Annotated in this window: 14 protein-coding genes; 9 read left to right on the top strand and 5 right to left on the bottom strand. The window is 71.8% G+C overall.

Features of this window, described 5'->3' with window-relative positions:
* Positions 1–20: 20 nt before the first annotated feature.
* The 3 genes from BX283_RS13110 to BX283_RS13100 all read right to left on the bottom strand — a co-directional run bounded on the left by BX283_RS13110 (position 21) and on the right by BX283_RS13100 (position 2,803).
* Positions 21–1,304, bottom strand: coding sequence for an MFS transporter (locus BX283_RS13110; RefSeq protein WP_101387797.1), 1,284 nt, complete (start codon positions 1,302–1,304; stop codon positions 21–23).
* A 134-nt stretch (positions 1,305–1,438) separates the two neighbouring features.
* Positions 1,439–2,095: an MBL fold metallo-hydrolase gene (locus tag BX283_RS13105; RefSeq protein WP_101387796.1), complete on the bottom strand. Its 657-nt coding sequence runs from the start codon at positions 2,093–2,095 to the stop codon at positions 1,439–1,441.
* A gap of 21 nt (positions 2,096–2,116) precedes the next feature.
* Positions 2,117–2,803 (bottom strand): maleylpyruvate isomerase family mycothiol-dependent enzyme, encoded by a 687-nt coding sequence (locus BX283_RS13100; protein ID WP_101387795.1) that lies wholly within the window; start codon positions 2,801–2,803, stop codon positions 2,117–2,119.
* A 196-nt stretch (positions 2,804–2,999) separates the two neighbouring features.
* Between BX283_RS13100 and uvrA the strand changes: the two genes are divergently transcribed.
* The gene (uvrA, locus tag BX283_RS13095; RefSeq protein ID WP_101392313.1) at positions 3,000–5,978 is read left to right on the top strand and encodes an excinuclease ABC subunit UvrA; all 2,979 of its coding nucleotides are present in this window, start codon (positions 3,000–3,002) and stop codon (positions 5,976–5,978) included.
* Between the two features lie 373 nt (positions 5,979–6,351).
* On the opposite strand, the gene BX283_RS13090 is transcribed toward uvrA, so the two are convergent.
* Entirely contained in the window at positions 6,352–7,260 is a 909-nt protein-coding gene (locus BX283_RS13090) for a carbohydrate kinase (protein ID WP_101387794.1), read from the bottom strand.
* A 131-nt stretch (positions 7,261–7,391) separates the two neighbouring features.
* Here BX283_RS13090 and BX283_RS13085 point away from each other — a divergent pair, with 131 nt between their 5' ends.
* Entirely contained in the window at positions 7,392–7,820 is a 429-nt protein-coding gene (locus BX283_RS13085; RefSeq protein WP_101387793.1) for a Rieske (2Fe-2S) protein, read from the top strand.
* Between the two features lie 38 nt (positions 7,821–7,858).
* On the opposite strand, the gene BX283_RS13080 is transcribed toward BX283_RS13085, so the two are convergent.
* Complete coding sequence (locus BX283_RS13080; protein ID WP_101387792.1) at positions 7,859–8,782, bottom strand: hypothetical protein; 924 nt, start codon at positions 8,780–8,782, stop codon at positions 7,859–7,861.
* A 315-nt stretch (positions 8,783–9,097) separates the two neighbouring features.
* Between BX283_RS13080 and BX283_RS13075 the strand changes: the two genes are divergently transcribed.
* The 7 genes from BX283_RS13075 to BX283_RS13045 all read left to right on the top strand — a co-directional run bounded on the left by BX283_RS13075 (position 9,098) and on the right by BX283_RS13045 (position 18,884).
* Entirely contained in the window at positions 9,098–9,751 is a 654-nt protein-coding gene (locus BX283_RS13075; protein WP_101392311.1) for a papain-like cysteine protease family protein, read from the top strand.
* Between the two features lie 5 nt (positions 9,752–9,756).
* On the top strand, positions 9,757–10,569 hold the full coding sequence (locus BX283_RS13070) for a hypothetical protein (protein WP_101392312.1): 813 nt from the start codon (positions 9,757–9,759) through the stop codon (positions 10,567–10,569).
* 178 nt (positions 10,570–10,747) lie between these two features.
* Positions 10,748–12,796: an excinuclease ABC subunit UvrC gene (gene uvrC / locus BX283_RS13065; RefSeq protein ID WP_101392310.1), complete on the top strand. Its 2,049-nt coding sequence runs from the start codon at positions 10,748–10,750 to the stop codon at positions 12,794–12,796.
* On the top strand, positions 12,793–13,734 hold the full coding sequence (gene rapZ, locus BX283_RS13060) for an RNase adapter RapZ (protein ID WP_101387791.1): 942 nt from the start codon (positions 12,793–12,795) through the stop codon (positions 13,732–13,734). Before uvrC ends, rapZ begins: the two co-directional genes overlap by 4 nt.
* On the top strand, positions 13,731–14,753 hold the full coding sequence (gene yvcK / locus BX283_RS13055) for a uridine diphosphate-N-acetylglucosamine-binding protein YvcK (protein WP_101387790.1): 1,023 nt from the start codon (positions 13,731–13,733) through the stop codon (positions 14,751–14,753). The genes rapZ and yvcK overlap by 4 nt, the downstream gene beginning before the upstream one ends.
* Positions 14,744–15,733 carry a DNA-binding protein WhiA gene (whiA, locus tag BX283_RS13050; RefSeq protein ID WP_101387789.1) on the top strand — a complete coding sequence of 330 codons (990 nt, stop codon included), beginning with the start codon at positions 14,744–14,746 and terminating at the stop codon, positions 15,731–15,733. The genes yvcK and whiA overlap by 10 nt, the downstream gene beginning before the upstream one ends.
* A 202-nt stretch (positions 15,734–15,935) precedes the next feature.
* A complete protein-coding gene (locus tag BX283_RS13045) occupies positions 15,936–18,884 on the top strand; it encodes a M14 family metallopeptidase (protein WP_101387788.1) in 2,949 nt (982 codons plus the stop codon).
* Positions 18,885–18,945 lie beyond the last annotated feature (61 nt).

Here is an 18,945-nt window from a genome sequence, read left to right as displayed (position 1 = left end):
GACCAGGCCCCCAGGGGCGGCTAGGCGGGTGCCGCCTCCGCTTCCGGACCCGCCTCCGCCGGTTCGAGCACCGGCCGGGTCTCCGGCAGGAGCGCGAAACAGCCGAGGCTCAGCAGGGCGATCCCGGTCAGATAGGCCGCCACGCCCCACGGCGGCCCCTCGCCCCGGGCGAGCGCGGTCGCCACGATCGGTGTCAGCGCGCCGCCCAGCACCCCGCCCAGGTTGTAGCCGACAGCCGCGCCCGTGCAGCGCACCCGGGGCTCGTAGAGCTCCGGCAGATAGGCCGCGATCACCGCGAACATGGTGATGAACGCGAGCAGCGCGCCCAGGACCCCGGCGAACATCAGCAGCGGCTCGCCGGTCTGGAGCAGCGCGACCAGCGGGAACATCCACAGCGCGCAGGCCGTGCAGCCCGCCAGGCAGAGCGGCCGCCGCCCGTACCGGTCCGCGAGCAGGGCCGAGACCGGGGTCAGCGCGCCCTTGATGGCGACGGCGGCCATGATGCAGACGAGCATGACCGTACGGCTCACGCCGAGGCGCTCGGTGGCGTACGCGAGGGCCCAGGTGGTCACCGCGTAGAAGACGGCGTACCCGACCGACAGCGCGCCCGCCGTCAGCAGCACCAGCCGCCAGTGGTCGCGGACCACCTCCGCCAGCGGCAGCCTGGCGCGTTCGCCGATCTCCTGGAACTGCGGGCTCTCGGCGAGGGAGGAGCGCAGCAGCAGCCCGCCCGCCGCCAGCAGCCCCGCCCCCCAGAACGGGATCCGCCACCCCCACGACCGGAACTCGGCGTCGGTCAGCCCCGCCGAGAGCGCCAGCATCACCCCGTTGGCCAGCAGGAACCCCAGGGACGGGCCCATCTGCGGAAAGGACGACCACAGGACGCGGCGCCGCGCGGGCGCGTGCTCCACGGTGAGCAGCACGGCCCCGCCCCACTCGCCGCCGAGGCCGAGCCCCTGGAGGAAGCGCAGCACCAGCAGCAGGACGGGGGCGGCGGCTCCGATCGTCGCGTACGAGGGCACACAGCCGACGGCGACCGTGGCGAAGCCGGTCAGGAACAGCGAGAGGAACAGCACCGGGCGTCGTCCGTACCGGTCACCGATATGACCGAAGACGACAGAACCGAGCGGACGGGCGACGAACCCGATCCCGAAGGTGCCGAACGCGGCCAGGCTGCCGGCCAGTGGGGAGAACGTCGGGAAGAAGAGCGGGCCCAGGACGAGCGCGGCGGCCGTCCCGTACACGAAGAAGTCGTAGAACTCGACCGCCGTCCCGGCGAGCGAGGCGGCGGCGAGCCGTGTCATCGACGGTGGTGCGTGTGTGGGGGGAGAGGTGGGGGAGAGGTGCATGTGGCGCCAACTACCCCTGCGTACGGGCGGTTACGGGGGCGTGCGGAAGCGCGCCCGCGCCGTGGACGAGCGCCTTGCCCCCGATCGGGCTACCAGCCGCGCGCGTGCCACTCCGGCAGCTTGGGGCGCTCCTCGCCGAGCGAGGTGTCGTTGCCGTGACCCGGGTACACCCAGGTCTCGTCCGGCAGCACCGCGAAGAGCTTGGTCTCCACGTCGTGGATGAGACTGGCGAAGGCCTGCGGGTCCTTGTGGGTGTTGCCGATGCCGCCCGGGAACAGGCAGTCGCCGGTGAACAGGTGCGGGTGGCCGTGCGGGTCGTCGTAGACCAGCGCGATCGAGCCCGGCGTGTGGCCGACCAGACGGCGGGCGGTCAGCTCGACCCGGCCGACGGTGATCGTGTCCCCGTCTTCGACGGGGACGTCGGTCGGCACGGGGATGCCCTCGGCGTCGTAGCGGCCCGCGTAGGTCGTCGCGCCGGTGGCGGCGACGACCTCGGCCAGCGCCTGCCAGTGGTCGCCGTGGCGGTGGGTGGTGACGACGGACTTGATGCCGTCGTCACCGATCAGCGTCAGGAGGGTCGAGGGCTCGGCCGCCGCGTCGATCAGGAGCTGCTCGCCGGTGGCCCGGCAGCGCAGCAGATACGCGTTGTTGTCCATCGGGCCGACCGCGACCTTGGAGATCATCAGATCCCCGAGCTCGTGGACATCCGCCGGACCGCCGACCTTCACCGCTCCGCTGTACGTCATGGGCTCAGCGTAACGCCGGGCCTACAGCGGCGGCAGGGCGGGCAGCGGGCCGCCCGAGGCCTCCAGGGCGGCGCCGTCCCTGCGGCCCGCGAGCCAGCCCAGCAGGTCCCACGCGGGGCCGCTGACGGTCACCGGGGTGCCCTCGGTGCCGCCGGTGCGCAGGGTGTGGCCGTTGTTGCCGGTGAGGATGACCGGCGGGACCGAGGCGTTCCCCGAGAAGCGGTCGGCCAGGAACTGGATCTCGCGCCGGACGAAGTCGTCCGGCAGGTCCTCCAGCTCGTAGCCGACGCCCAGGTCGACGTGGTGCAGCTCGACCTCGATCAGCCGCCGGAAGGGGATGCGGGCGGCCTGGTCGAGGACGCCGTTGCGGAGCTCGACCGTACGGGCCCAGTCGGCGGGCCGGGCGCCCTCCTCCTGGAAGCGGGCCGCGCTCTCGCGCAGGTCGGCGAGGTGGGCGTCGAGCGGGCGCGCGGCGTCGCGCGCGATGTCGGCGTCCCGGGCCTCGGCGCTCTCGTACATGGGGCGGCCGGCGAGCACGTTGACGAGCGCGTCCGCGTTGCGGGCCACGTGGGCGAGCACGTGCCCGCGGCTCCAGCCCGGCAGCCGTGACGGCTCGGCGACCGCCGCGTTGTCCATTTCGGCGGCTGCGCTGAGCAGCCGGTCGGTGGCTTCCCGTACAGATGCCAGATCCTGCGCATGATCAATCATGCGGCCGACGATAGTCCCGCCACTCATTCGGGTGAAGCCGCTTGGGTGAGTCCGTAAATCGAATGCGCGTGCTATAGGCTCGTCAGTGGCATCAGGCATCCTTGGCTGTAAAACGAACCATCGCCCTGGCGACCCCCCATAGTCTGAGACGGGGGCTCCGCCCCCCTGCTTCTCTTCAAGAAAGGTGCGGACCGGCGTGGCCGACCGTCTCATCGTCCGTGGCGCGCGCGAGCACAATCTCAAGAACGTCTCGCTCGACCTCCCGCGCGACTCCCTCATCGTCTTCACCGGGCTCTCGGGGTCGGGCAAGTCGTCCCTCGCGTTCGACACGATCTTCGCCGAGGGGCAGCGCCGCTACGTCGAGTCGCTCTCCTCGTACGCCCGCCAGTTCCTCGGCCAGATGGACAAGCCGGACGTCGACTTCATCGAAGGTCTGTCGCCCGCGGTCTCCATCGACCAGAAGTCGACCTCGCGCAACCCGCGCTCGACGGTCGGCACCATCACCGAGGTCTACGACTACCTGCGTCTGCTCTTCGCGCGCATCGGCAAGCCGCACTGCCCCGAGTGCCGCCGGCCGATCACCCGCCAGTCGCCGCAGGCCATCGTCGACAAGGTCCTCGAGCTGCCCGAGGGCAGCCGCTTCCAGGTGCTGTCGCCGCTGGTGCGCGAGCGCAAGGGCGAGTTCGTCGACCTCTTCGCCGACCTCCAGACCAAGGGCTACAGCCGCGCGCGCGTGGACGGCGAGACGATCCAGCTCTCCGAGCCGCCCAAGCTGAAGAAGCAGGAGAAGCACACGATCGAGGTGGTCATCGACCGCCTCACCGTGAAGGACTCCGCCAAGCGCCGCCTCACCGACTCGGTGGAGACCGCGCTCGGCCTGTCCGGCGGCATGGTGGTGCTCGACTTCGTCGACCTCGCGGCCGACGACCCCGAGCGCGAGAAGATGTACTCGGAGCACCTGTACTGCCCGTACGACGACCTGTCCTTCGAGGAACTGGAGCCGCGCTCCTTCTCCTTCAACTCGCCCTTCGGCGCCTGCCCCGACTGCACGGGCATCGGCACGCGCATGGAGGTCGACCCCGAGCTGATCATCCCGGACGAGGAGAAGTCCCTCGACGAGGGCGCGGTCTCGCCGTGGTCGCTCGGCCACACCAAGGACTACTTCGCCCGTCTGGTCGGCGCGCTCGCCGACGAGCTCGGCTTCCGTACGGACATCCCCTGGGCGGGGCTGCCGCAGCGCGCCAAGAAGGCGCTGCTGTACGGCCACAAGACGCAGATCGAGGTGCGCTACCGGAACCGGTACGGACGGGAGCGCGCGTACACGACCTCCTTCGAGGGCGCGGTGCCGTTCGTCAAGCGGCGCCACTCGGAGGCGGAGTCCGACGGGGCGCGCGAGCGCTTCGAGGGCTATATGCGCGAGGTCAACTGCCCCACCTGTGAGGGCTCGCGCCTGAAGCCGCTGGTCCTCGCGGTCACCGTGATGGACCGCTCCATCGCCGAGGTCTCCGCGATGTCGATCAGCGACTGCGCCGACTTCCTGGGCGAGCTCAAGCTCAACGCGCGCGACAAGAAGATCGCCGAGCGGGTCCTGAAGGAGGTCAACGAGCGGCTGCGCTTCCTCGTCGACGTCGGCCTCGACTACCTCTCGCTCAACCGCGCCGCCGGGACGCTGTCCGGCGGCGAGGCCCAGCGCATCCGCCTCGCCACCCAGATCGGCTCGGGCCTGGTCGGCGTGCTCTATGTGCTGGACGAGCCGTCGATCGGTCTGCACCAGCGGGACAACCACCGTCTGATCGAGACGCTGGTGCGCCTGCGCGACATGGGCAACACGCTGATCGTCGTCGAGCACGACGAGGACACCATCAAGGTGGCCGACTGGGTCGTCGACATCGGCCCCGGCGCCGGTGAGCACGGCGGCAAGGTCGTCCACAGCGGCCCGTTGAAGCAGCTCCTCGCCAACAAGGAGTCGATGACGGGTCAGTACCTGGCGGGCAAGAAGTCCATCCCGCTGCCGGACGTACGGCGCCCCGCCGACCCCTCGCGCAAGCTCACGGTGCACGGCGCCAAGGAGAACAACCTCCGGGACATCGACGTCTCGTTCCCGCTGGGCGTGCTGACCGCGGTCACCGGTGTCTCCGGCTCCGGCAAGTCGACCCTGGTCAACGACATCCTCTACACGCACCTGGCGCGCGAGCTGAACGGCGCGCGGGCGGTGCCCGGGCGGCACACGCGCGTGGAGGGCGACGACCTGGTCGACAAGGTCGTCCACGTCGACCAGTCGCCGATCGGCCGTACGCCGAGGTCCAACCCGGCGACGTACACGGGCGTCTTCGACAACGTGCGCAAGCTGTTCGCCGAGACGATGGAGGCGAAGGTGCGGGGCTACCTCCCGGGCCGGTTCTCCTTCAACGTCAAGGGCGGCCGCTGCGAGAACTGCTCGGGCGACGGCACGATCAAGATCGAGATGAACTTCCTGCCGGACGTGTACGTGCCGTGCGAGGTCTGCCACGGGGCGCGCTACAACCGGGAGACGCTGGAGGTCCACTACAAGGGCAAGTCCATCGCCGAGGTCCTCGACATGCCGATCGAGGAGGCGCTGGAGTTCTTCGAGGCGGTGCCGACGATCGCCCGTCATCTGCGGACGCTGAACGAGGTGGGGCTCGGTTACGTCCGGCTCGGCCAGTCCGCGCCGACGCTCTCCGGTGGTGAGGCGCAGCGAGTGAAGCTGGCGTCCGAGCTGCAGAAGCGGTCGACGGGGCGGACGGTGTACGTCCTGGACGAGCCGACGACCGGGCTCCACTTCGAGGACATCTCGAAGCTGATCAAGGTCTTGTCGGGCCTCGTCGACAAGGGGAACTCGGTGATCGTCATCGAGCACAACCTCGATGTCATCAAGACGGCGGACTGGGTCGTGGACATGGGCCCCGAGGGCGGCAGCGGCGGCGGTCTGGTGATCGCCGAGGGCACGCCGGAGCAGGTCGCGTCGGTGGCCGCGAGCCACACGGGCAAGTTCCTGCGGGACATCCTGGGCGCGGACCGGATCAGCGACGCGGAGCCGGCTGCGCCGGTGCGGCGGGCGACGAAGCGGGCGCCGGCGAAGAAGGCGGCGGCGAAGAAGACGGCGCCGTCTTCGGCCCCGGCCAAGAAGACGGCGTCCCGGACCCGAAAGGCCTGAGCCACGCCTCTTCTTTGGCCCGGAGTTCGTCTGCGGGTGGTGGTGGGCTGGTCGCGCAGTTCCCCGCGCCCCTTCTTTGGCCCGGTGTTCGTCTGCGGGTGGTGGTGGGTTGCTCGCGCAGTTCCCCGCGCCCCTGAATACGCCCCTCCGGGGCGTCCCTGGTGCTCGCGCCCACGCGGCGGAGCCGCACATGTCACAGCCCCGCGCCCCTAGAGGGTGCGGGCGGCGGGCGATTGCGAGGGCGAAGCCGAGCACTTCAGGGGCGCGGGGAACTGCGCGACCAGCCACATACGGTCCGCAGACGGACGAAGCGGGGTCCGGGGGCGCAGCCCCCGGGAAACGAGCCTCAACCCCCCACCCACCCCCGGAGGGTTCAGGGAAGGGGCGGGGTGGGGGAGCCCAGAGCCGCGGCATACGGCGGCTCCGCCCCCCGCTTCCCGCACGTCAGCGCCGCCGCGTGCGCCGCATAGGACAGCGCCGTACGCCACTGCGCCGCGGACAGCCGCCCCCGCCCCGCCACCACATGCAGCAGCGCCGCGTTCACCGTGTCCCCCGCCCCGATCGTGTCGACCACCTCGACGCGCTCCCCGGGCACGGAGACCTCACGCGGACCGGACCGGGTCCACACCGTCATCCCCGCCGCGCCCCGCGTCAGCACCACCGCCTCCGGCCCCGCCGCCAGCCACGACTCCACCCCGCCGCCCAGCCACGCCGCGTCCTCCTCGGACAGCTTCAGCAGGGACACGTACGGCAGCCAGGAGCGGAAGCGGGCCCGGTAGGCGTCCGCGTCCGGGACGAGGCCGGGGCGGATGTTCGGGTCGAGCAGGGTGAACACGCCCCGCCCGGACTCCCGCCGCAGCAGCGCCTCGTACGCCGACGCCCCCGGCTCCAGGACCAGCGAGCAGGTGCCGAGCGCCAGCGCCCGTACGCCGGAGGGGAGCGCGGGCGGGAGCTCGAAGAGGCGGTCGGCCGTACCGGAGGCGTAGAAGCCGTATCCGGCCGCCCCGTCCGGCCCCACCGTCGCCACCGCCAGCGTCGTCGGCTCGGGGCCGCGCTGGACCAGGGAGGTGTCGACACCGGCGGCGCGCAGCCCGTCGAGCAGGGCCTCGCCGAAGCCGTCCGTCGACACGCGCGAGCAGAACGCGGCCTCGGCGCCCAGCCGCCCGAGGGCCACCGCCGTGTTGTACGGGCCGCCTCCGAGCCGGGGCGACAGCGGGCCCAGCCGGTCGCCGGGGCGCTCCGGGACGAGGTCGATGAGGGCTTCTCCGGCGACGACGATCACGCGGCCGAACGTACACCCATCCGGACCCGTCCCGTCCAGCCCCGGCCCCCGCCACCACCCACCCCCGGGTCCCACGGCTCCCGCCGGTATCGTCGGATACGTCACCAACCCCCATGACCTGTGGAGACCCCATGTCCGGCCAGCCCGCCGCCCGTCGTACCGTGCTGAAAGGCGCGGCCCTCGCCGGGGCCGCCGGGCTGGGAGTGGCCGCCTGCTCCACCGACTCCAAGCTCGGCCACGCCGAGGCCCCGACCCCGACCGCGCCGGTCGCCCTGGGCGCTCCCGAGGAGATCCCGGTCGGCGGGGCCAAGCTCTACCGCGAGCAGCGGCTGATGGTGTCCTGCCCGGCCAAGGGCGAGTACAAGGCGTTCAGCGCCCAGTGCACCCACGCCGGCTGCGTCCTGGACAAGATCGACGACGGGCACGGGAACTGCCCCTGCCACGGCAGCCGCTTCGACGTGATGACCGGCAAGCCGGTCCAGGGCCCGGCGACGGTCCCGCTGCCCTCCGTCCCGGTGCGGGTCAAGGACGGCAAGCTCGTCGCCGGTCCGGACGCGTAGGACCACCGCCTACGTACGTAGTACGTAGGCGGACACGTTCACGCCCAGTCCCAGTCGATCCCCAGGATCCCCGGCCGCACCCCCTGCTCGACCAGGTGCACCGTGCGGTGCCGCCCGCTCAGCGTCAGATCGCCCCGGGCCGAGCGGGCCGCGCCGGCCGACGTCCGGGCGAAGCGGCGGCACCGCACCGGCAGGGCCTGCTCGTCGAAGCGGACCTGGAGCACGTACTGCCCGCCCGCGAAACTGAAGCCGCGTACGTACTCGCTGCTCGGGCCCGCCGTGCCGTCCTCGAAGCCGTAGCCGAAGAGGTACGTCTCACCGGCCCGCAGCCGGGCGTCGAAGAGCAGCTCGGCCACCAGCACGCCGGTCTCGGCGTCCCAGCGCACCCGCCCGGTGCGGCAGTTCTCGGCGGCGCGCACCCGGACCCGGGACGGGTCGCAGCCCGGGTCGCCGTGGTGGATGGCGAGATAGCGGTCGACGCCGTCCCGATGGGCCCGCACCACCTGCTGGGAGTCGCGGCCGAGCAGCTCGCGGTGCGCCCCGACGCGCACCCGCTCCTGGTGGCCGACGGTGTGCAGCCCGCCGTCCACCGGTGACTCCAGGCCCGTGATCAGCCGCTCGACGACCCCGGAGGCCTCCACCAGCGAGCGGTAGGAGCGGCCCGCCGGGCGTTCCGCCTCGCGCGCGTCGCCGTCGTCGAGCAGCCGCAGCAGCGAGCGGTCCGGCAGCCCGAGTACCTCCTCCAGGGCGCGCACGGCCCGCAGCGACTCGGCGCGCTGCGGCCGCCGGGCGCCCTGCTGCCAGTAACTGAGGCTGGTCACACCGACCTTGACGCCGCGCCCGGCGAGATGGTGCTGGACGCGTTGGAGCGGAAGTCCGCGGACGGCGAGCGCGGCGCGCAGCGCCAGATGGAACGGACCGGTGTGCAGCACCTGTGCCAGATCGGCATCGGTGTGGAGCATGGGGGACTCCCTCGGGACTGCTCGGATCTCGGTGGGGGGTGGCCGTGCGGACGGCCTGGTTCAACTGCGCCGCTGGTCCGGGGACTTCGGGCCGCACAGTGAACGTTCACGGCGGGGGGTGGTCACGGGTCGCCGCGGGACCCGGGCGGCCTGGTGGGCCCGGAGGCCCCGTTCACATGGCGGCCACTCCGTTCACACCCGCGTCTCACCTCGCATTGAAGCGCGTTGACCAGCCCACGACAACGTTCGATGCTCACCGAAAGCGTCCGGACGCGCTCCTCCGATCCCCACACCCCCCGCTTCGGGAGGAACGCGATGCACAACCGCAAGAGACGGCTTTCGGCCCTCGCCCTCGTGGTGACGGCCCTGCTCGCCGCCCCCACGGCGAGCGCCGTCGCATCCCCGCACGAGCACGGCACGACCGCCGCCACCACGACCGCCGCCACCGACACCCGTACCGCCGCCGACTCGCCGTCCGCCACGGCAGCCACGTCGAAGCGGCTCAACATCACCATGCAGGCCCAGCAGAAGAACAACTGGTGCTGGGCCGCCAGCGGAAACACCATCGCCACCTGGTTCGGGCGCAGCTACAGCCAGAACCAGTTCTGCAACGCCGCCTTCGGGCGCCAGCAGGGCTACGACTGCCCCAACTGGCAGGCGGACCTGGGCAATGTGCAGAACGCGCTCGACTGGGCCGGGATCAGCTCCGGTTCGTACGTCAGCGGCTGGCTGCGCTACTCGACCGTACAGACCGAGATCAACGCCAACCGGCCGATGGAGAGCCGTATCCAGTGGTCCAGCGGCGGCGGTCACATGCATGTGGTCTACGGGTACGACACCGCCGGCAGCTGGGTCTACTGGGGCGACCCGTGGCCCTCCAGCAACCGCTACAACTGGGCCTCGCACGACTGGTACGTCGACAACGACTCGTTCTCCTGGACCCACTCGCTCTACCGGATCGGGGCGTGACGACGATGACCCTGCGACGTCTGTCCTCCTCCGCCGCCGTCGCGGCGCTGCTCACCGGCCTGTGCGCCTCGTACGCGGCGGCCGGCGAGCACCCCACCGCGACGGCCGGCTCCAAGGCGGCCGCCCGTCAGGCGGCCGCGGCCCCCGCGACCCTCGACACGCTCTCCCGGTTCTTCGCCCGGGACGGCAAGGTGTCCCTGACCGCCGCCGCCCCGCGCATCCAGGGCGATGCGGTGCCCGTCTACACGCTCTCCCCGGAGTTCGTCGCCGGGCGGGCGGGTGTCTCGGTGGCGAAGCTGGAGTACCTCGCTTCCACGGCCGTCTCCTCGGACGGCCAGAAGGCCTCCCTGTGGACCGTGCCGCAGGGCACCACCTGGAAGGTGGTGAACATAGCCACCGGTGACGACGAGGCCCGCTACGCCGCGGCGGGCGCGAGCAGGCTGCCGGGCGGCACGGTCTTCCAGGAGCCGCAGATCAACGCCTGGTACGTCCAGAAGGGCGCGACCGTGCTCCCCCTGGACGAGGACGCGGTGCGGGCGGTCGGCGCCAAGGGCACGACCCTGGGCGCCTATCAGAAGCGCGTCCAGCGGGCCTACGGCGACAAGCTGCCCGGCTCCGCGTACGCGAAGTCCGGCAAGGCCGGAGGCTACGGCCAGACGCCGGAGGAGGCTCGGGCCCAGGCGGCGGCAGCCGCACCCGCCGACGGCGGGGACAGCGCTCTCACGGCCACCTCGGTGACCGCCGGTGCGGGGGCCCTCGCGGCGCTCGGACTGGGCACCGTGGCGCTGCGCCGTCGGCGCGGGGGTAACCGGGCGTAGGCCCTTCTGAGGACTGTGCGATCAGCTGCGGATCGTGCGTGGCTGGTCGCGCAGTTCCCCGCGCCCCTTGAAGGCCCTCCGGACCCCCTCGGCGGGTTCTCGGCTTCGGGTGCACAGGGGAACAGGCCCGTGCCCCCGTGAAACCGCGTTGTCGGTCCCCGCCAGTAGGGTGGTGGACATGGCAGACCCCTCCACCTACCGCCCCAAGCCGGGACAGATCCCCGACTCGCCGGGGGTCTACAAGTTCCGGGACGAGCACCGCCGGGTGATCTACGTCGGCAAGGCCAAGTCCCTGCGCCAGCGGCTCGCGAACTACTTCCAGCCGCTCACCGGCCTGCACCCGCGCACGGCCACGATGGTCACCACGGCCGCGTCCGTGGAGTGGACGGTCGTCTCCACCGAGGTCGAGGCCCTCCAGCTCGAATATTCGTGGATCAAGGAGTTCGACCCCCGCTTCAACGTCAAGTACCGCGACGACAAGAGCTATCCGTACCTGGCGGTCACCCTCAACGAGGAGTTCCCGAGGGTCCAGGTGATGCGCGGCGCCAAGAAGAAGGGCGTGCGCTACTTCGGTCCGTACGGACACGCGTGGGCGATCCGCGAGACCGTCGACCTGATGCTCCGCGTCTTTCCCGTACGGACGTGCTCCGCCGGGGTGTTCAAGCGCTCCGCCCAGATCGGCCGCCCCTGTCTGCTCGGCTACATCGGCAAGTGCGCGGCCCCCTGCGTCGGCCGGGTCACGCCCGAGGAGCACCGCGAACTGGCCGAGGACTTCTGCGACTTCATGGCCGGGCGCACCGGCACGTACATCCGCCGTCTGGAGAAGCAGATGGGGGCTGCGGCCGAGGAGATGGAGTACGAGCGGGCGGCGCGGCTGCGCGACGACATCGGGGCGCTGCGCCGCGCCCTGGAGAAGAACGCGGTGGTGTTCACCGACGCCACCGACGCGGACCTGATCGCGGTCGCCGAGGACGAGCTGGAGGCGGCCGTCCAGATCTTCCATGTGCGCGGCGGGCGGGTGCGCGGCCAGCGCGGCTGGGTCACCGACAAGGTCGAGGCCGTCGACACGGCGGGCCTGGTCGAGCACGCCCTCCAGCAGCTGTACGGGGAGGAGACCGGCGACTCCGTACCGAAGGAGGTGCTGGTCCCGGCGCTGCCCGAGGATGCGGAGTCGGTGGGCGCCTGGCTGGCCGGGCGGCGCGGGTCGCAGGTGTCCCTGCGGATCCCGCAGCGCGGCGACAAGAAGGACCTGATGGCGACGGTCGCGCGCAACGCGCAGCAGGCGCTCGCGCTGCACAAGACCAAGCGCGCCTCGGACCTGACCACCCGCTCCCGGGCCCTGGAGGAGATCGCCCAGGCCCTGGACCTGGACAGCGCCCCGCTGCGGATCGAGTGCTTCGACATCTCGCACCTCCAGGGCGACGACGTGGTGGCGTCCATGGTCGTCTTCGAGGACGGCCTGGCCAGGAAGAGCGAGTACCGGCGCTTCCAGATCAAGGGCTTCGAGGGCCAGGACGACGTCCGGTCCATGCACGAGGTGATCACCCGCCGCTTCAAGCGGTACCTGGCCGAGAGCGCGCGGCTGGGGGAGTGGGCGGACGGCGAGGAGGACGGGGGCGCCGAGGCGGGCCCGGCCCCCTCCGGCGAGGTCCCGGCCCCTGGCGAGGCTCCCGTGGAGGCCGGGCCCCGCACCGAGGACGGGCGGCCCAAGCGGTTCGCCTACCCGCCGCAGCTCGTGGTGGTCGACGGTGGGCAGCCGCAGGTGGCGGCGGCCAAGCGGGCCCTGGACGAGCTGGGGATAGACGATGTGGCCGTGTGCGGCCTGGCCAAGCGGCTGGAGGAGGTCTGGCTGCCGGACGACGACGACCCGGTCGTCCTGCCCCGCTCCAGCGAGGGGCTGTATCTGCTCCAGCGCGTGCGTGACGAGGCTCACCGGTTCGCCATCACCTACCAGCGGGCCAAGCGGACGAAGCGGTTCAAGGCGAGCCCCCTGGACGCGGTGCCGGGTCTGGGCGAGTCCCGCAAACAGGCGCTCGTCAAGCATTTCGGCTCGGTGAAGCGGCTCCGGTCGGCGACAATCGAGCAGATCTGTGAAGTTCCCGGGATAGGCCGCAAGACGGCCGAGACCGTGGCAGCGGCCCTGGCACAGGCAGCTCCGGCCGCACCCGCCGTGAACACGGCGACAGGAGAGATCATTGAAGAGGACGACGGGGGATCCACGAAATGACTGAGCACGACCGAACAGAAGCAGAAGCTGGAGCCGCACACGTGAGTACGGGCACGACGAACGACGCCGCAGAACCGGCCATCCCCGAGCTGGTGATCATCTCCGGGATGTCCGGCGCCGGGCGCAGCACCGCCGCCAAGTGCCTGGAGGACCTCGGCTGGTTCGTCGTCGACAACCTGCCGCCCGCGCTGATCCCCACCATGGTGGAGCTCGGCGCCCGGTCCCAGGGCAATGTGGCCCGCATCGCCGTCGTCGTCGACGTGCGCGGCCGCCGTTTCTTCGACAACCTCCGCGAGTCGCTGGCCGACCTGGACTCCAAGCAGGTCACCCGGCGGATCGTCTTCCTGGAGTCGTCCGACGACGCCCTGGTGCGCCGCTTCGAGTCGGTGCGCCGCCCGCACCCGCTCCAGGGCGACGGCCGGATCGTCGACGGCATCGCGGCCGAGCGCGACCTGCTGCGCGAGCTGCGCGGCGACGCCGACCTGGTGATCGACACCTCCAGCCTCAACGTCCACGAGCTGCGCGCCAAGATGGACGCCCAGTTCGCCGGGGACGAGGAGCCGGAGCTGCGCGCCACGGTGATGTCGTTCGGCTACAAGTACGGCCTGCCGGTCGACGCCGACCTGGTGGTCGACTGCCGCTTCCTGCCGAACCCGCACTGGGTGCCGGAGCTGCGCCCGTTCACGGGTCTGAACGAGGAGGTGTCCGGTTACGTCTTCAACCAGCCCGGCGCCAAGGAGTTCCTCAACCAGTACAGCGAGCTGCTCCAGCTGATCGCGACCGGCTACCGCCGCGAGGGCAAGCGGTACGTGACGATCGCGGTGGGCTGCACCGGCGGCAAGCACCGCTCGGTGGCGATGTCCGAGAAGCTGGCCGCCCGTCTCGCCTCCGAGGGGATCGAGACCGTCGTCGTACACCGGGACATGGGGCGCGAGTGAAGGTGTACCGACGGCGCACGAGCGGACCGGTGCTGCGCACCGGCCGCAAGCGTGGCGCCCAGCCCAAGGTCGTCGCCCTCGGCGGCGGCATGGGCCTCTCCGCGTCGCTCGCGGCGCTGCGCCGGATCACCGGCGACCTGACCGCCGTCGTCACCGTGGCCGACGACGGCGGTTCCAGCGGCCGGCTCCGGGAGGAGCTGGGCGTGCTGCCGCCGGGCGACCTGCGCAAGGCGCTGGCGGCGCTCTGCGGCGACGACGACTGGGGCCAGACCTGGGCCCGGGTCATCCAGCACCGCTTCCAGTCCCAGGGCGAGCTGCACGAGCACGCGGTCGGCAATCTGCTGATCGTGGCCCTGTGGGAGCAGCTGGGCGACCACGTCCAGGCGCTCGACCTGGTCGGCAAGCTCCTCGGGGCGCACGGCAGGGTGCTGCCGATGTCCGCCGTCCCGCTGGAGCTGGAGGCGCTGGTCCGGGGCCACGACCCGGCCCGCCCCACGGACGTGGACACAGTCCGCGGCCAGGCCACGGTGGCGCTCACCCCCGGTGAGGTGCAGTCCGTCAACCTGGTCCCGCACGACCCGCCGGCCGTCCCGGAGGCGGTGGAGGCCGTCCTGGACGCCGACTGGGTGGTGCTCGGCCCGGGCTCCTGGTTCTCCTCGGTCATCCCGCACCTGCTGGTGCCCGAGCTGCTCGACGCGCTGACGGTGACCAAGGCCCGCAAGGTGCTCTCGCTGAACCTGGCGCCCCAGCCCGGCGAAACCGATGGCTTCTCTCCGCAGCGTCATTTGGAGGTTTTGGGACGACACGCCCCTAAACTCGCCCTGGACGTGGTGCTGGCCGACGAGGCCGCCGTGCCCGACCGCGAGTCCCTCGCCGACGCCGCCAAGCAGCTCGGCGCCGTGGTCGAGCTGGCGGCGGTCGCCGCGCCCGACGGGTCCCCGAAGCACGACCGGGAGCTGTTGGCCGCCGCGTACGACCGTATTTTTCGGATGCATGGAAGGATCGGCCCATGGCGATGACGGCAGCGGTGAAGGATGAGATCTCCCGGCTCCCCGTCACCCGGACCTGCTGCAGAAAGGCGGAGGTCTCGTCGATCCTGCGGTTCGCGGGCGGACTCCACCTGGTCAGCGGCCGCATCGTGATCGAGGCGGAGCTGGACACCGCGATGGCGGCACGCCGGCTCAAGCGGGACATCCTGGAGATCTTCGGCCACAGCTCCGAGCTGATCGTGATGGCCCCGGGCGGGCTGCGCCGCGGCTCGCGCTTCGTCGTACGGGTGGTGGCGGGCGGCGACCAGCTGGCGCGCCAGACCGGGCTCGTGGACGGCCGCGGCCGCCCCATCCGGGGCCTTCCGCCCCAGGTGGTCTCGGGGGCCACCTGTGACGCCGAGGCGGCCTGGCGCGGGGCCTTCCTCGCCCACGGCTCGCTCACCGAGCCGGGCCGCTCCTCCTCCTTGGAGGTGACCTGCCCGGGCCCGGAGGCGGCGCTCGCGCTGGTCGGCGCGGCCCGCAGGCTCCAGATCGCCGCGAAGGCCCGCGAGGTGCGCGGCGTGGACCGCGTGGTCGTGCGCGACGGCGACGCGATCGGCGCCCTGCTGACCCGGCTCGGCGCGCACGAGTCGGTGCTCGCCTGGGAGGAGCGGCGGATGCGCCGCGAGGTCCGGGCCACCGCGAACCGCCTGGCCAACTTCGACGACGCCAACCTGCGCCGCTCGGCCCGGGCCGCCGTCGCCGCCGGGGCCCGGGTGCAGCGCGCCCTGGAGATCCTGGGCGAGGAGGTGCCGGAGCACCTGGCGGCCGCCGGGCGGCTGCGCATGGAGCACAAGCAGGCCTCCCTGGAGGAGCTGGGCGCGCTCGCCGACCCGCCGCTGACCAAGGACGCGGTCGCGGGCCGGATCCGCCGGCTGCTCGCGATGGCGGACAAGCGGGCGCAGGACCTGGGCATCCCCGGCACCGAGTCCAATCTGACCGAGGAGATGGCGGACGGCCTGGTCGGCTGATCGGGGGAGTGCTCCCTCCGCTTCGCGTCGGTGCCCCTCTCGTACCGCTGTCGGGCCCTAGTGTTGAACTCGCCGTGACCGGCGCCCACTTGGTGGGCGCCGGTTCCGGTTTCACCACCCTTCCACGGTATTGACATGATCATGAAGTGTCATGAGCCTGGCGTCTGTCCACTTTCGTGGCACACAACAGCAAGGGGGGCCAATGAGACGCAGAGCGAGAGCAATCCTCGCCGCGGCTTCACTGCTCACGGCCGGTCTGGCGGCGGTACCGGCCGCTCACGCCAGTCCGGGCGGCGGCGGAGGCGAAGGACTCTCCGTCTGGTACGCCGACGTCACCAAGGCGCAGCTGCCACTGCTGCTCCAGCAGGGGGCGGACGGCCAGGAACTGACCGCGCAGGTACCCGCCAAGGGAAGCGCCAAGGTCGAGCTCTACCTCACCGAGCGGCAGGCCGGCACGCTGAAGAAGCAGGGCGTCGACCTCACCCGGCACACCCTCTCGACGGCGACCGAGAAGCGCCTCAAGGCCCAGGGAGACGGTGTCTTCCGCCCCTACAGCGGGGCAGGCGGCCTGCAGAAGGAGATCGTCGACACCCAGCTCGCGCACCCCGACCTCACCAAGGTCGAGTCGATCGGCAAGACGGTCAAGGGCCAGGACATCCTCGCCCTCAAGCTCACCAAGGGCGCGGCGAAGACCCGCGACGGCTCCAAGCCCTCCGTGCTGTACCTGTCGAACCAGCACGCCCGTGAGTGGATCACCCCGGAGATGACCCGGCGGCTGATGCACCACTACCTCGACAACTACGGCAAGGACCCGCGGATCACCAAGATCGTGGACTCCACCGAGCTGTGGTTCGTGCTCTCCGCCAACCCCGACGGGTACGACTACACCTTCACCGGCACCCAGCAGCGGCTGTGGCGCAAGAACCTGCGCGACAACAACGGCGACGGGAAGACCGCGCCCGGCGACGGCGTCGACCCCAACCGCAACTTCCCCTACAAGTGGGGCTACGACAACGAGGGTTCGTCCCCGGACCCCGCCGACGAGACCTACCGCGGCCCGTCCCCGGCCTCCGAGCCGGAGACCCGCGCGCTGGACGCCTTCGAGAAGCGGATCGGCTTCTCCTACGCGATCAACTACCACTCCGCGGCCGAGCTGCTGCTGTACGGCGTGGGCTGGCAGGTCGCCACCCCGACCCCGGACGACGTCCTCTACAAGTCGCTGGCCGGCACGCCCGCCAAGCCCGCGATCCCCGGCTACCACTCCCAGCTCTCCTCCGAGCTGTACACCACCAACGGCGAGGCCGACGGCCACGCGGGGAACGTCAACGGGATCCATATGTTCACCCCGGAGATGTCGACCTGCCAGACCGCGTCCCGGATCGACCCCAACGACCAGTGGAAGCCCGGTGACTGCCAGTCGGTCTTCAACTTCCCGGACGACGAGAAGCTGATCCAGCAGGAGTTCGCCAAGAACATCCCGTTCGCGCTGGCCGTCGCCGACTCCGCGCGCCGGCCCGACCAGCCGGTCTCCCCGGTCGGCATCGAGGCCCCCGACTTCACCCCGGACGCCTTCACCACCTCGTACGCCCGCGGCGAGGACCAGGAAGTCGCCGTCACCGTACGCAAGTCGGTGCGCGACAAGACGCTCAACTACCGCATCGACGGCGGCCGTACGCACACCGAGGACCTGGAGGCGTGGCAGGGCGGCGACGTCTACGGCGGCGACGACAACATCCACTTCGACCAGTACCGGGCCACCGTCGAGGGCGCGGAGGTCGGCTCCAAGGTGGAGGTCTGGTTCACCGGGCGCACCCGGGGCGGCAAGTCCACCTCCAGCACGCCGTTCACCTACACCGTGGCCGACCGGCCCAGGGGCGACACCCTGGTGATCGCGGAGGAGGGCGGCACCGCGCCCGCCCAGTACGCCGCCGCGTACACCAAGGCGCTCGCCGACAACGGCCGCAGGTCCGCGGTCTGGGACGTGGCCACCCAGGGCACGCCCAGCGCGCTCGGCGTGCTGAGCCACTTCGGGACCGTGGTCTGGTACACCGGTGCCGAGCGGCCCACCGCGGCGGTCACGCTGGCCGTGCGCGACTACCTCAACGAGGGCGGCAGGCTCGTCAACGCCGGTGAGAAGGCGGGCGGCACCGTCGACCTCGGCGGCGCCGACTCCGACGACTTCGCCCAGTACTACCTCGGCGCCTACAACCGCGTCGGCCTGAAGTCCCCGCCCGCCTTCGAGGGCACCGGGGCCCTGGCGGGCGCCAAGGCGGCCCTCGGCAACGCGAGCGACAACCCGCTGGACCTGGCCGGGGCGTACACGATCACCTCGGACACGCTCAAGCCCGACCAGTTCCCGCAGTTCAAGAGCGCGGCCGCGGGCAGCTACCCCGGGATCCGCACCCCGTTCGAGCCCGCCGCGGGCGACTGGTTCGCGGCGGCCAAGCACCAGGACAGCGCCTATATGCGGCTGTCCCGGACCGTCGACCTGAGCGGCACCACGGCGGCCCAGCAGCCGAGCCTGCGCTTCCAGCTCAGCTATGACACCGAGCCCGGCTTCGACAACGTGATCGTCGAGGCGCACACGGTCGGGCAGGACGACTGGACGACCCTGCCGGACACCAACGGCGGCACCAGCCAGGCGGTGCCCACCCAGTGCGAGCAGGGCTACTACGTCCAGGGCCACCCGTTCCTGGCGCACTACCTGACCGTGGGCTCCGGCGCCTGCACGGCGACCGGCACCTCGGGCGCGTGGAACCGGTTCACCGGCTCCTCCAACGGCTGGCAGCCGGTTTCGGTCGACCTCGCCGCCTACGCGGGCAAGCAGGTCGAGCTCTCCGTCTCCTATGTGTCGGACCCCGGCAGCGGCGGGGTGGGCGCCTTCGTCGACGACACCAAGCTGGTGATCGGCGGCGCCGAACAGGGCGCCGAGGGATTCGAGACGGCGCTCGGCCCGTGGACCGTGCCGGGACCGCCGGCCGGCAGCCCCGGCAACGCCGGCGACTGGGCCCGCTCCCAGGCGCTCTTCCACTCCCAGGCGGCCGTCACCACCCACGACACCGTGCTGCTCGGCTTCGGCCTGGAGCACGTGCCGTCGGCCGCCGACCGCAAGAACGTGATCGGCAAGGCGCTCCGCGCACTGCGGGACTGACCCGGAAGGAGGGCGTCCGCGGTCCTGGCACCGGGGGCGCCCTCAGGCCTCTCCCTCACGC

This window comes from Streptomyces sp. TLI_146, assembly GCF_002846415.1.
In the GTDB taxonomy this organism is placed as follows: Bacteria; Actinomycetota; Actinomycetes; order Streptomycetales; family Streptomycetaceae; genus Streptomyces.
This window is presented reverse-complemented; position numbering and strand designations above follow the sequence as displayed.